Consider the following 13,216-nt stretch of genomic DNA (forward strand, 5'->3'; position numbering starts at 1 on the left):
TCTAAACATCGAAAAACAGGAAGTCAGATGACTCCTGCTCTTCTCTAGGATAAAACGGATTCAACCATAAAAGTAAAGTTAACTCTATTTATTATCAATATAGTTAACGAGTTTTAATAAGAAGCTGTACCGCTGATTGAATGCGTTCACGCGATTCTGCCCCTTGTTCTATATCTTCTAATATACAATGTTCAAGGTTCATAGCCACGATATAAGCAAGTGCTGTATCCGACGCATTACGAACTGCAGATAACTGTGCAACTACTTCCTTACAGTCTTTCCCTTCATCCATCATTTTTAACACACCACGAATCTGCCCTTCTAATCTTTTTAAGCGACGGGTAACGTTCTCATCATAAATCATTGGTTTATCCTCCAGTCAATCCTACATACACATATGATGTTCAGTGTCATAGCAACACCTAATTGGCTTAATACAGATGTATATATGCTGGAATCCTTTCTTCTTTAGGATCCGAGCTGCCCTTTTACTCTTCCTATCTTTCTTACCCATAATAATAACCGCTTGTTCAGGAGCTAAATCCACATTCGCTACATAGGGCAGTCTACCGAGGGAGATATTAACACTTCCTGGTACGTGACCCGCTTCGAAATCTAGTGCATCTCTTATATCAAGCAACTTATATGTTGAGTTACTATCCGTTAATGTGTTACATGAGATTTCATGCAAATCTTCTGTATGCCATATGCTTCGAATAACTACCACGACTACCATGAAAATAACGACACTGACCCACCACATATTTCTATCTCCTATCACAATGAATTAACAACATCGAGGATACCCCCATAGGTATTATAGAATTGGGATATTCAACTGTCAAACACGTATAAAACAGCCTCGCCATCCTCTTTAGCGGTGAAGAACGTTTAGCATTGAAATATAAGCCTATTTATAAGCATTAATGCTTATAAATAGGCTTATATTAAAAACAACCGTGTATATGCACGGTTGTTACGTTGCGTGAGTTATTCTTCATCGATTGGTTCTGAATCAACCTCTTCTGTATCAGCTACTTCTGAACCCGCTGGATACATGGTATCAAGAGCCGCATCTAACAAGTGGTCGAATAATGTTTCATCTTCCATCAGAAGAGTATCTACTCTAATTAATTCTTCTTCACTTCCGGGTTCTTTGGCGAAATTAATGCTATAGTCCCAGTTAGTTCCTCTCTTACTGAGAAACGTAACTTCGAATAAATCTTTATTCTCGTCAAGTCTAAATGTCGTGTGACCGATATAATGATCTTCATCATTTTTCATCATATCTACATCTTCAATATGTACATTCATGAATGGTGATCTCCTTTGAGCTTAAATATATTTATACAGTATACCATACAGATGAATAAACCAGAGAATCGAGATAAACTTTTGTTTCAAACTTTACATGTATTTTCATTATGGTAACCAATTTAGTACAATATAAAATGAAGTCACTAATTATATTTGGAGGAATACATATGACAGATTTTCAACAACAGTTGATCAAATATGCCGATTTGGCTGTGAGAATTGGAGTAAACGTACAAAAAGGTCAAACACTCGTTGTGAATGCGCCTATAACTTCAGCTGAATTCGTAAGATTGATTGTAAAACAAGCTTATGAAGCGGGAGCTAAACTTGTTAAGGTGAACTGGAGCGATGAAGTTGTTACTCGTCTACAGTATGAATTGGCTGCAGATGAAGCTTTTACAATATCACCAAAATGGTATGCAGGTGAAATTATTGAACTTGTAGAGAATGGAGCAGCTGTTCTTAGCGTTCTTGCAGAGAATCCTGACCTTCTAAAAGGAATCCCACAAGAGCGAATTGCGACTGCCCAAAAAACTAGAGGGGAAGCCTTAGCAAAATATCGCCAATACGTTCAATCTGACAAATTCAGCTGGAGTATAGTTGCTGTACCTTCCGTAGAATGGGCTGATTCTGTATTCCCTGACGTCGCACCTGAAGAACGAATTCAGAAGTTATGGGATGCTATATTCCACACAGTTCGTGTCGACCAAGAGAATCCTGTGGAAGCATGGCACACCCACTTGGAAGTTCTGGATACTAAATCATCCATTCTTAATTCCAAGAAATATAAAAAACTTCATTACATAGCTCCTGGTACGGATCTCACCATTGAACTACCTAAAGGTCATATCTGGGCTGCAGGTGAAAGCATTAATGAGCAGGGTCATCGTTTCGTGGCCAACATGCCAACTGAAGAAGTCTTCACAGCTCCTCTAAAAACAGGTGTTAATGGTACGGTAAGTAGTACGAAGCCGTTAAGTTATGGCGGTAATATTATTGATAACTTCTCGGTCACTTTTGAGAATGGACGAATTATTAGCGTAAGTGCTGAACAAGGCCAGGAGACACTTGAACATTTAGTTGCTATGGATGAAGGATCTCATTATTTAGGCGAAGTTGCACTTGTGCCACATCAGTCCCCGATCTCTGAATCGAACATTCTTTACTACAATACCTTGTTTGATGAGAATGCATCGAACCATTTAGCTATTGGTAGCGCATATGCTTTCTGTCTTGAAGGTGGCAAAAATATGACCCAAGAACAACTGTCCGAACGTGGTTTGAATACGAGCGTAACACATGTCGATTTCATGATCGGATCTGCACTGATGGATATTAACGGAATTACAGAAGATGGTCAGGAAGAACCAGTCTTCCGCAATGGGAACTGGGCACTTTAAAAATAGAATACACACTGGAGGATTTACATCATGCTAAGTTTTGAACAAAAATTAGATAATTATGCTACTTTAGCGGTAAAGATTGGTGTCAATGTCCAACCAGGACAGACACTTGTCGTTAGCGCTATGATTGACTCAGCTGAGCTGGTACAGCTAATTGTTCGAAAAGCGTATGAAGCGGGTGCTAAGCTTGTTAAAGTAAATTACACGGATGAGGCCGTATCACGGATGCGTTACGATCTAGCATCTGACGAATGTTTCCTTGAACCTCCAACATGGTTCGCTGGGGAAATGATAGAACTTGCTGAGAATAATGCCGCATTCCTTACGGTTATTTCCTCAAATCCTGATCTCTTTAAAGGTGTAAATCCTGAGCGAATCGCTAATCATCAACGTACTTACGGTCAAGCGATGGCTAAATACCGTCAATATCAACAAGCTGATAAGGTGAGTTGGAATGGTCTAGCTGCTCCCTCTCCAGAGTGGGCTGCTAAAGTGTTCCCTGATGCGGTGCCTGAGGCCCAAGTGAATATGCTATGGGATGCTATTTTCGCTGCCGTTCGTGCGGATCAACCTGACCCGATTCAGGCGTGGCATGATCATATTCAGACGCTACAACTCAAGTCAGATGAACTCAACAATCATAAATTACAGAGTCTTCACTTTACTGCCCCAGGTACAGATCTTACGGTTGAATTGCCTGTTGGACATATTTGGGCACAGGCTGGTAGCGTGAATGAACAAGGAACTTCATTCGTAGCTAATATCCCTACGGAAGAAGTATTCACAGCTCCACTAAAGAATGGTGTAAACGGTAAAGTAAGTAGCACGAAACCACTAAGTTATGGTGGAAATATTATTGATCGTTTCTCTCTTACCTTCGAGAACGGTCGCATCATCGATTTCAGTGCTGAAGAAGGTTATGAGACTCTTGAGCGCTTAGTGAACATGGATGAAGGTTCACATTATTTAGGAGAAGTCGCTTTGGTTCCCTTCCACTCTCCTATTTCACAAAGTAATATTCTATATTACACAACCTTGTTCGACGAGAATGCGTCATGTCACCTTGCAATAGGAAGTTCTTACGCATTTAACATCGAAGGTGGAAAAACGATGAGTTCGGAAGATCTCGCTGCCAAAGGGATGAATCAGAGTATTACTCACGTTGACTTTATGATGGGTTCACCAGAGATGAACATCACGGGTCTAACTCATGATGGAGCTAAAGTACAAATCTTCACCAATGGAGACTGGGCAAACTAATAAACGGTTCAATCTAAATAGATAAGCTCTTTGAGAGGAGTTAACAGGATGTTGAACATTGACTTAACGGGAAAGACAGCCCTAATCACTGGGGCTACGGGACAACTTGGAAGAGTGATGGCTCGTACGTTAGCGGAATGTGGAGCAAATATCATTGTCCATTATCATGGTAATGAGGCAAAAGCAAATGAGTTACAACAAGAAATAGAGTCTATCGGAAGACGTTCTATGACTGTTCGAGCAGATATCACCCAATTCGATGATGTGTTGAATATGAAGAGTCGTGTATTAGAGCAATTTAAGACTGTTGATATTGTAGTCGCTAATGCTGTTGTTCAATATGAGTGGAAGTCTATCCTCGAACAACCTCTTGAAGATTATGCTAGCCAGATCGATACTTGTGTCATGCAAAGTGTGTATTTGGCTAAAGCATTCGTGCCTTCTATGATCGATCGCAAAGCTGGACGGTTCATAGGAATTAATACGGAATGTTCTATGCAAAATGCTCCGGGTCAATCAGCTTACGTAGCTGGTAAAAGAGGTATGGACGGCGTATACCGTGTTCTTGCCAAAGAAATAGGCGAACATCAGATTACCGTCAATCAGATTGCGCCTGGATGGACGATTAGTGAGAATGACAGACTCAATAACACGGAGGTTAGCGAGGGTTATAACCAATCTGTTCCGTTGAAACGCCGTGGAACTGATCAGGAAATTGCTAATGTCGTAGCTTTTGTGGCATCAGATCTAGCCAGCTTCATCACAGGTGCATACATTCCTGTGAATGGTGGAAATGTGATGCCTGCGATTTAATTGAAATTCGTCCAGCAGATGGACACGAGCTTCTTCTGAGATCATAAATGAAGACATCATTTCGTGTCGCTTACAGCATCTACGTTAAAAAGGCTGAGTTCTCCCACATCGGGTGACTCAGCCTTTTCATGTGACACAGTCCTATTTTATTCTCGAAGCGTTAGTAACCGATCCACCGTAATCGAACCTCGCCACTCAGCTTCATTCCCTGGACTGATGGCTGCCCATCTGATCGGCCACCCTCCATCCTCTTGTTGCTCATTAGTTAATGCGATTAAATGCTGTGTGACGATGGCTGGCGAGATCCATTTACGACAATAGCTGTTCGATAACGGTGCATAGTCCAATACCTTATGTACATATCCCTCCGCATGAGGATCTAGTTCGATGGTTCCTTCTTGTTGCAGTTGTTCATCTAGCCAGCGTATCAAGGGAGCAGCTTGATCTCGATCAGGCGTATTCACCAAAAATGTAATACATTGAATTAGATCATGATAGTCTTTCGTATTAATCTGTGTCATTGAATCCCATACGAATTGAAGGGATTGTTCGAACCATGGTTCCTTGTAGAAGGAAGTTAGAACCGTTTGTTTATACAATAAGCCTAGTATACTTCCAGTTGGATTCATCGAAGCGATGTGGTCCTCCTTTGTTGTCCACCATGGGGCATGAGGGTCTGTGTTCAGACTACGGAGCGCTCTGGGTAATCCACCGGTATCAGGAATTGTTATTTTAGAAAGATAGGATACGATCCCCTCTATTATGTCCTTATCGAAGACGCCGATTTCATTCATGATCAGGAGAGCCATTTCGGTAGGTATTGGCTGACTACCAGCTGTGCGAATATCTGGTTCCAAAGCATTTCCGAATCCACCATCGACGTTCTGATACATCTTTAATACGTTCAACACAGCAGCAGCTGATCCCGCTTCGAAATGAAATTCATATCTTTTACGATCTAACAACCTAGCATTTGAATATATAAACGTTCTAGCAAGCTCCAATTGATCTGTTGTCAACAATGAACTCAACCCCATTCCTTTTTTAAGATAAATGAAATTGCTTATGAAGATAAGTAAATGCCTCTGGGCTACATACACCTTCTAGTTTAGCTTTCAATTCAGCAGCAGCTTCTTCACGACTAATGGATAGCTCCTTAACCCCTTCATAGGTCATCCAATGTTCTACCGTTTCATAAGAGGTACTATTCCATCCATTGGCTTCTCCCAGCTCATTTACCCTTTGTTTAACCCCCGAGATGACAATATCCAGATTACCTTGTAATTCCATTAGGGCTTGATCAAACGTCGATTTCATTTCTTTCGCTTTCATGCCAGCTTGAGCTCGTAATTCCCGTGTATCAATACCTTCGTTATTCTGAATGCATTGGTATACATCTAATGCCGATTTAGATATTAAACCATCCCTGTAACGAGTTTCTAGCGTGTCTGGATGACCAAGAACCTTAAGTACATATGGAAACCAGTCCCGTGATACCAGAATCGCTTTCTTTTTCAGCATTTTACCGTAGGCGGCTATACCATCTCCCGGAAATCTTACTCTCCACGACCAAGGATCTTGGTCTGTTCCTGAATGCCATTGACTCAGTTCAGTTACACTTGTAAGAGAGGGATGTCCTGGGATCAGCGGTGCAAGCGGGAGAATGCCCACACGCTTTATAAGCTGTGTTGCTTCTTCATACGTATGAATTATTTCATAATCTGTGTTTGGTTCTACCTTCATCTACAATCCCATCTCCTTTAATCTAGGTTAACTCCTATAACGATCGTGTACCTCTTTCGACTTGGCATAGATTTCGTGTCTGAGCGAGGTAGGTTCAATGACTTCTGCATCCATCCCTATGGAATAAAATAATTGAATGACCCAAGGAAACTCTGACGCTGGAAGATCGAATTCAGCAAGCCACTCATCTTCCCCAATAGATGTAATACATTCACCGATATGCTCGTCCTTCTCAACTTGAAGCATTCCTTTGTAAGTCAATTTGACACGTATATGTATATCTGCTAGTTGTTTCTGAACCTCTTGCTGGGTTTGTGAACATGATGGATTGATATCCGATAATTCTAATACCTCTGGAGGCTCCTCCTCCGTTACCTCTTCCATACGATCCACTCTAAAGGTACGGGTCACTCCATGGGTGTGAGAGTACGCTTCACAATACCAGAATCCATGTGCTGCATAAATCTTATGAGGTTGAAGGAGTAATCTTCTGTGATGATTCATGGACTTATAGCGCGTAGAGATCCACTTAGACTCTGCCGTTAATTGAATTAATGATGATAAGTATGGTGTTGAGTATTTTCTAGAGGGAACGTTCATTTCCAAGGTTTGAAGTAAGGGTTGAAGCTGGTCGACCATACTCTTCGGAAGAAGATTATTAATTTTATCTCTTACCGTCCATCGTTCACTGTTAAAAGGTGTATCTGGATATTGAATTAGACCTTCTAACGCGAATAAGACAGTTAGTGCCTCTTGCGAAGTAAGTTGAAGCGGTGAGAGCTGGTATCCCTCCATAAGACGAATTCCACCCTGAGGGCCACTTATTGCATATAGAGGAACACCCATCTCAGACAGAGATTGAATATCTCGCAAAATCGTTCGTCGTGATACCTCCATTTTATCTGCCAAAGATGAAGCCGTCTCTCCACGTTGCTGTAACGCCATAATGATGGCCATTAATCGGTCCATTCGTTTCATTCTTGCCCATCCCTTCAACAAGCTATGCCATGATTATAGCAAAGGATTAGTGACATCTTGTATGTCACCATTATTTAACCAACCAAACGATTCATCTAAGGAATCTTACAAGGTCATACAAGACAAACCAAAGCCATACAATAGAACAACAACCGTAAATTTAAGCTGTTTAAGGGGATTCATACGTATACCCCTAAAAGGAGGATTAGGATGTCACAGTTCTTCAATAAAATGAAACAAGGTGTCTCTGATGCAGGCAAAAAAGCACACAATACCGTTGAAGCAGCTACACTAAAAATTCAAATGACATCGAAGGAAAAAGAAATAGATAAGAATTTTATAGCGATTGGTCGAATAATTCATCAATCCGTAGCTCGCAAAGAAACGATCATCCCAGTCTTGGATATTCAGAAATATCAACAAATCATCGTGAAATTGGAACACGAAATAGCGCATATGCAACGGAAGATGCAGCAGATTCAGAGTCAAAAAGAGTGTGGTTGTGGCAAAATGTTACCTTCTGATGCTACCTATTGCCCTTTTTGCGGACAACAATTTAATATTGTAAAAGTTAGAACAGTCCCTTTGAGTGGGCAGACCCCTTCTAACGCTAACCAATCTCATTGCACACAGTGTGGTTCATCCGTTACCACGTTGGATCATTTCTGTAAAAGTTGTGGACATCAATTATTATCATGATTGGTGGATCATATCGTAACGATGTATACAATTAGACACGGGTGCCGTCTTAGTATTAAGACGGCACCCGTTTTAGTTGAATATATATTATATTAAGCCTCAATGTAATACAAACGGCTTGTTTCTTCCCAACTCTCACCAGGAGCAAGTCCAATTAGGCCGATCTCTTCAGCATCTCTTCCCTGAATGTTTGGAGCATTCACTAGGTTCATCTGAGGTTCAGGGCAGAAGTATTGTCCGCATGCACCATTATTCCAGATCATCCAGTGCTTATAGGATGTACCTACATCATAAATGAGCTTATCCCCTGTTCTTGTATCTGTAAGTTCCATCATATTGCGACCATTCTGAGGAGTGGCTGTATAGTGATTATCCATACCAGCAAAGTAAGGACTAACACCTTCACCCTTCATTAATTCCTCATCGTGGCTTAAAGGTTGAATATGACCTGTTGGTAAGTTACGATCATTCAATTCTTGACGTTCCCCGATCGTAATCTTCACTCGATAATCTGATGCACTACTCTCGGGTACAAAAGGAGCGTTAATTGCAGTATGGAAAGCAAGTAAATTCGGCATCCGTTCCTTACCTTCATTCTTCACCGTCACCTGTTGCTGAAGTCCAGCATCACTAAGCGTATAACGAAGGGTAATGGTGAATTCAAAAGGGAAATATTTTTTATATAAATGGCCTTCACTAACTTTCTGTGTTAGGACCACTTTACTCTCATAATCATCTGAAGAGAAATGCACAACATTCCAAGGTAAAGTATGCATATAGCCATGTAAATGATTGCCCATAGCTTCCTCATTGATCGGTAATATGTATTCCTTCCCTTCCCATAAGAACTTGCCATCCTCAAAGCGATTCGGTGGGAATAACACTGGAATTCCATAAATGCCTGGACTTGCTTTGAAATCTTCCATTTCATTCTCTTTAGGCTCACGTAAAAAATGATACCCTTTCTCTGTGTCACGGAACAAAATTAGATTTCCACCTATCTCAGGTAACACAGCAGCTTCAAAACGACCGTGTTTAAGCCATATCGCTTTTTCTCCCTGGAAGTCGGTTTCGTATGCGGAATATTGAGTAGTCATGATTTCCTCCTAAGATATTGGTTGTAGTAATAAGGTATATCATACCATGTAATAAAGCGTTAACAAAAGAGTATCTATCACATCAGATCATGAAATAAAATAGGCATTTTTCCTGTGAATCATGTAAAATGGATATCATGATGATGTAAATATTACCACTTTTACCTTAGTTAAGGTCTTTGTATAGGGAGGGAAGTATCATGTCGAACAATTTAAGCCTTTTGGTAGCTGCAGAATTCAATCAAATTAGTGAGCTACTTCAAGAAAAAATATACTATGAATACTACGACTATGTGTATGGTATGATCTATTGTATTGTGAAGGACCATGCAACTACAGAAGATATTATACAGGATGCCTTTGTGAAAATTATTACGAAGAAGCCACCTTTTGAGAATGAAATTAAACTCAGAGCTTGGTTAAAGGTAGTTACCCGAAATACTTCTATAAGTTATTTAAGAAAAAATAAAAAACATCGTAACCAAGTTGACATTGACAGCGTTTATACATATATAGATGAGGTATTACAATCTCCAGTCTCAGTTGAAAATTCTGTGGAAAGTAAGATGATGGAGGATTCCATACTTTCCTATATCAATGCATTAAAACCTGAGTTCCGTGTATTAATTGAATACCGCTGGAAACAAGGGTTATCGTATAAAGAAATGTCTGACCTTCTTGATCTTCGGGAAGATGTTATCAAACAAAGACTCTTCCGAGCACGGGAGAACATTAAGAAAATGTTGCATAAGGAATGGGGTGTAAAAGATGAACAACGAAAAATTTGATCAGTGGTTTGATGATGCTTTTGACAACTCGGTTACTTCATCTTCCCTTTCTTCTGATGAATCGAAGCAACAATCATGGAAAAAGGTTCAAGGCCAAATTAACAAACACAATACCTTCAAGAAGAGAATGCGCCATTTCCAACTTGCTGCTGTCGTGGCAGCGTCGGTTGCGGCTGGTGCAATTATATTCAATCCCCCTACGTTAACTCAAGCCGTGTCTCCAATGTACTCTTCCATCAAAGAGTGGGGAGATGGCGTAGTAGAAATTATATTTAGTTCCAATGTTCAAGGATCCAAAGAGAATGCAAAGACTTCTGCACCACCAAATGTTTATCCAGAAGACGAGGATAATCCTTCTGCTGTATTGGATAGAGTAGTTGAGTTTCAATCAAAACTATTAACAATAGAGGAAGTACAGAATGAAATCTCTTTCTCTTATCCAAACATACAACATATTCCCGATCGCTTGAAGTTAGTAAGTTCTGAACTCCCACCGAACACCAGCGTTGAGAAATCGGATCAGGTTACGATGACCTATAGAACGGATAACGAAGAAAGCATGAGAATTATCTTACAGTCGACCCATAATCTGATACGAACGACTTCTCATGGTTCACCGGATACAGAAATCCTAACATTAGATAATGATATAGAGGCCTACTTTACTCCAGGTCGATTTAATGATATACAATTCCTATATAATGGACTGCAGATTCGGATGTATGGTAATGTAACCAAGGAAGAGCTCTTACAAATGGTAGATAGCCTGCCTAAATAGGTCATTATGTAAAATAAATAAAGGGTAGAACCAGTTATACTGGTTCTACCCTTTTGTTTATTCATTCTTATTTTGTAACCAATAAGGAACCTGTGTATGCAACCTGTTCTTCTTTTACAGTTCCTTTTTTGACCCAATGGTTACTTCTACCTCGATAATAGAATCCTTCTGTCGCTGTCCATGTCACACTACCGCTATAATAGTCTGTTAGAGTAGACGATAACGTTGTACTTTGAACGGTAATCCAAGTGGATCCTGTCCAGCGTTCTAGACTAACATCAGCACCTATAGAGTTTACAGTCTCATAAGCCATAGTCATCGCTTGAAGTTTCACCTTCAAGCTACCTACATCCGAAATAGAAAAACTAGCATCATATAGGTATTTGAAATTAGGATTAATTGTTTTGATCTGCATATCTGATTTAGGAGGTGCTGTTGTGAGTGCGCCTGCCTCTTTCACTTCTTTATTAACTACCGCTTTACTCTGAGATTCCAATTGTGGAGGTGGTGTTGTTAGAGCACCTGTCCCTTGCGCATCCGTACTATCAGCGCTCACCTGAATTGAAAACATCATGCTTGCTAACGCGACTAACACAGTTAAAGTTAAGACTTTCTTCGGCTTCATCTTTTTCATACATTAAGTATCCTCTCTGGGTTATCCTGGAATATAATATAAACGCTTCCTATCAGAGAGAAGTTACACATTACCGCGAAATTTTTGTACTTTTTTTATTAAATACAACTAATCGCCATAATTCTTAAATTATTAGTCCGAGAATACCGGTAGAATAGACTTTTTATGCGCCTTCTTCTTCTTGCATCGGTTGTTTTCTAAGCAATTGAATCCGGGAGATACGTTTGTTATCCGTTTCATCCACGATATATATATAATTATCGAATTCCACGGATTGACCTTTCTGAGGAGGTATAGCTTCAAGTCTTGAGTAGAGCCAGCCACCGATCGTATCATAATCGGCCGTATCCATCTCCAGTCCGAAACGTTCATTGATCTCATCAATTAGCATTAAGCCATCAATAGAGAATTCATCTTCTCTTATCATCTCAATCCCTGGTCGCTCTTCATCAAATTCGTCTTGAATTTCGCCTACGATTTCTTCCATGATATCTTCCATTGTGACAAGGCCTGAAGTCCCACCGTACTCATCAATTAATATGGCAATTTGCGACTTACTCCGTTGCATTAATTTCAGCAATGCACTGATCTGGATAGACTCTGGTACAGTAATAATAGGTCGAACAATATTCGGGTATTCTATATCGTTAGCTCTAATTAAATCTTTGATATGAATAAAACCGATGATGTTATCTTTATCTCCATCGCATAGTGGATAACGAGTTCTCATTCCGTCATATGCAATTTCTAAATTTTCTTCTCTTGGAACATGTTTGTACAGGCAGATCATTTCCGTTCTAGGAATCATGATCTCACGCGCGGTCGTCTCCGCAAATCCGAAGATGTTATCTACAAGTGCGAGTTCAGTGTTGTTAATTAATCCACTTTTATTACTTTCTTTCAACAAGATCCGTATTTCTTGCTCCGTGTGAGCAGAATCTTGTTCGGATTCAGGCGCAATGTGTAAAATTCTCAATATTAGATTTGCTAATCCGTTGATCAGCCATATAAACGGTGACATGATTTTATAGAATAGGGTTATAGGCGCCGCGGATAATAAGGTCACTGAATCTGACTTCCGAAGTGCTACTGTCTTGGGTGCTAATTCACCTAATACGATATGAAGGACGGTAACAATAATAAATGCGATAGCTACAGAAATACCACTTACTACAGGATCACTGTACCCCAGTAAGTTAAATAGTGGATATAATAATCGTGCAATAGCTGGCGCACCAATCCATCCAAGACCTAATGATGCTACTGTAATTCCAAGTTGACAGGCTGATAAGTATACATCTACGTTATTCGTAATGTTTCTTGCTAATATCGCACCTTTACGTCCATCTGCTACCATTGTATCTATTCGGCTAATTTTTGCTTTCACCATGGCATATTCAGCAGATACAAAAAAACCATTTAATATAATTAAAACAAAAACCCAAATTAAATTTATCTCACTCGGTAATGGGTTCAATCGTTATCCTATTCGTCGTAATCCTTCACTGACGAATAGGTACACCTCCTTCGTTTTTCTAAAATGTGTTGCTGATTCATTAACCTGTTCTCTCCACATAGCATCAATTTCCCAAGCGACTCTCCTCCGTTCATTCGAAAGTTAAACCTATAATTAATTATATAGTTATACATTACACAGTCAAACAACAAGGTATGACTGAATTTTACAGAAACCATGAGTTTTGATG

The 13,216-nt window shown here is 39.9% G+C and carries 15 protein-coding genes; 6 read left to right on the top strand and 9 right to left on the bottom strand.

Annotation, left to right across the window (positions count from 1 at the left end):
- Nucleotides 1-103: 103 nt before the first annotated feature.
- From AC1D69_RS17560 to AC1D69_RS17570, 3 genes are all read right to left on the bottom strand, one after another.
- Complete coding sequence (locus AC1D69_RS17560) at nucleotides 104-364, bottom strand: metal-sensitive transcriptional regulator (protein WP_495457444.1); 261 nt, start codon at nucleotides 362-364, stop codon at nucleotides 104-106.
- Between the two features lie 21 nt (nucleotides 365-385).
- Nucleotides 386-763: a rhodanese-like domain-containing protein gene (locus AC1D69_RS17565; protein ID WP_495457445.1), complete on the bottom strand. Its 378-nt coding sequence runs from the start codon at nucleotides 761-763 to the stop codon at nucleotides 386-388.
- Nucleotides 764-990: 227 nt separating this feature from the next.
- Nucleotides 991-1,314 (bottom strand): hypothetical protein, encoded by a 324-nt coding sequence (locus AC1D69_RS17570; protein WP_495457446.1) that lies wholly within the window; start codon nucleotides 1,312-1,314, stop codon nucleotides 991-993.
- Between the two features lie 170 nt (nucleotides 1,315-1,484).
- Between AC1D69_RS17570 and AC1D69_RS17575 the strand changes: the two genes are divergently transcribed.
- From AC1D69_RS17575 to AC1D69_RS17585, 3 genes are read left to right on the top strand one after another with little or no spacing between them, the layout of a single operon-like run.
- Nucleotides 1,485-2,717, top strand: coding sequence for an aminopeptidase (locus AC1D69_RS17575; RefSeq protein WP_495457447.1), 1,233 nt, complete (start codon nucleotides 1,485-1,487; stop codon nucleotides 2,715-2,717).
- A 30-nt stretch (nucleotides 2,718-2,747) separates the two neighbouring features.
- Nucleotides 2,748-3,980 carry an aminopeptidase gene (locus AC1D69_RS17580; protein ID WP_495457448.1) on the top strand — a complete coding sequence of 411 codons (1,233 nt, stop codon included), beginning with the start codon at nucleotides 2,748-2,750 and terminating at the stop codon, nucleotides 3,978-3,980.
- A 48-nt stretch (nucleotides 3,981-4,028) separates the two neighbouring features.
- Nucleotides 4,029-4,793, top strand: a complete 765-nt coding sequence (locus AC1D69_RS17585; protein WP_495457449.1) for an SDR family NAD(P)-dependent oxidoreductase — start codon at nucleotides 4,029-4,031, stop codon at nucleotides 4,791-4,793.
- A gap of 146 nt (nucleotides 4,794-4,939) precedes the next feature.
- Here the strand turns inward: AC1D69_RS17585 and AC1D69_RS17590 are convergent, their stop codons facing one another.
- The 3 genes from AC1D69_RS17590 to AC1D69_RS17600 are packed head-to-tail and all read right to left on the bottom strand — an operon-like array spanning nucleotide 4,940 to nucleotide 7,514.
- Nucleotides 4,940-5,815 carry a hypothetical protein gene (locus tag AC1D69_RS17590; RefSeq protein ID WP_495457450.1) on the bottom strand — a complete coding sequence of 292 codons (876 nt, stop codon included), beginning with the start codon at nucleotides 5,813-5,815 and terminating at the stop codon, nucleotides 4,940-4,942.
- Nucleotides 5,816-5,837: 22 nt separating this feature from the next.
- The gene (locus AC1D69_RS17595) at nucleotides 5,838-6,536 is read right to left on the bottom strand and encodes an AlkZ-related protein (RefSeq protein WP_495457451.1); all 699 of its coding nucleotides are present in this window, start codon (nucleotides 6,534-6,536) and stop codon (nucleotides 5,838-5,840) included.
- A gap of 27 nt (nucleotides 6,537-6,563) precedes the next feature.
- Nucleotides 6,564-7,514, bottom strand: coding sequence for a helix-turn-helix transcriptional regulator (locus tag AC1D69_RS17600; RefSeq protein ID WP_495457452.1), 951 nt, complete (start codon nucleotides 7,512-7,514; stop codon nucleotides 6,564-6,566).
- Nucleotides 7,515-7,724: 210 nt separating this feature from the next.
- Between AC1D69_RS17600 and AC1D69_RS17605 the strand changes: the two genes are divergently transcribed.
- Complete coding sequence (locus AC1D69_RS17605) at nucleotides 7,725-8,213, top strand: double zinc ribbon domain-containing protein (RefSeq protein ID WP_495457453.1); 489 nt, start codon at nucleotides 7,725-7,727, stop codon at nucleotides 8,211-8,213.
- Between the two features lie 92 nt (nucleotides 8,214-8,305).
- Here AC1D69_RS17605 and AC1D69_RS17610 read toward each other — a convergent pair whose 3' ends face one another.
- Nucleotides 8,306-9,310 (bottom strand): aldose 1-epimerase, encoded by a 1,005-nt coding sequence (locus AC1D69_RS17610; RefSeq protein WP_495457454.1) that lies wholly within the window; start codon nucleotides 9,308-9,310, stop codon nucleotides 8,306-8,308.
- A 200-nt stretch (nucleotides 9,311-9,510) separates the two neighbouring features.
- Here AC1D69_RS17610 and AC1D69_RS17615 point away from each other — a divergent pair, with 200 nt between their 5' ends.
- Together AC1D69_RS17615 and AC1D69_RS17620 are read left to right on the top strand one after the other, a co-directional pair.
- Complete coding sequence (locus tag AC1D69_RS17615; protein WP_495457455.1) at nucleotides 9,511-10,098, top strand: RNA polymerase sigma factor; 588 nt, start codon at nucleotides 9,511-9,513, stop codon at nucleotides 10,096-10,098.
- Complete coding sequence (locus AC1D69_RS17620; protein ID WP_495457456.1) at nucleotides 10,079-10,876, top strand: hypothetical protein; 798 nt, start codon at nucleotides 10,079-10,081, stop codon at nucleotides 10,874-10,876. Before AC1D69_RS17615 ends, AC1D69_RS17620 begins: the two co-directional genes overlap by 20 nt.
- Nucleotides 10,877-10,943: 67 nt before the next feature.
- Here the strand turns inward: AC1D69_RS17620 and AC1D69_RS17625 are convergent, their stop codons facing one another.
- Both AC1D69_RS17625 and AC1D69_RS17630 read right to left on the bottom strand, forming a co-directional pair.
- Nucleotides 10,944-11,501: a hypothetical protein gene (locus AC1D69_RS17625; protein WP_495457457.1), complete on the bottom strand. Its 558-nt coding sequence runs from the start codon at nucleotides 11,499-11,501 to the stop codon at nucleotides 10,944-10,946.
- Nucleotides 11,502-11,673: 172 nt separating this feature from the next.
- Complete coding sequence (locus AC1D69_RS17630; protein ID WP_495457458.1) at nucleotides 11,674-12,987, bottom strand: hemolysin family protein; 1,314 nt, start codon at nucleotides 12,985-12,987, stop codon at nucleotides 11,674-11,676.
- Nucleotides 12,988-13,216: the final 229 nt, after the last annotated feature.

Source organism: Paenibacillus sp. Y301 (assembly GCF_059445505.1).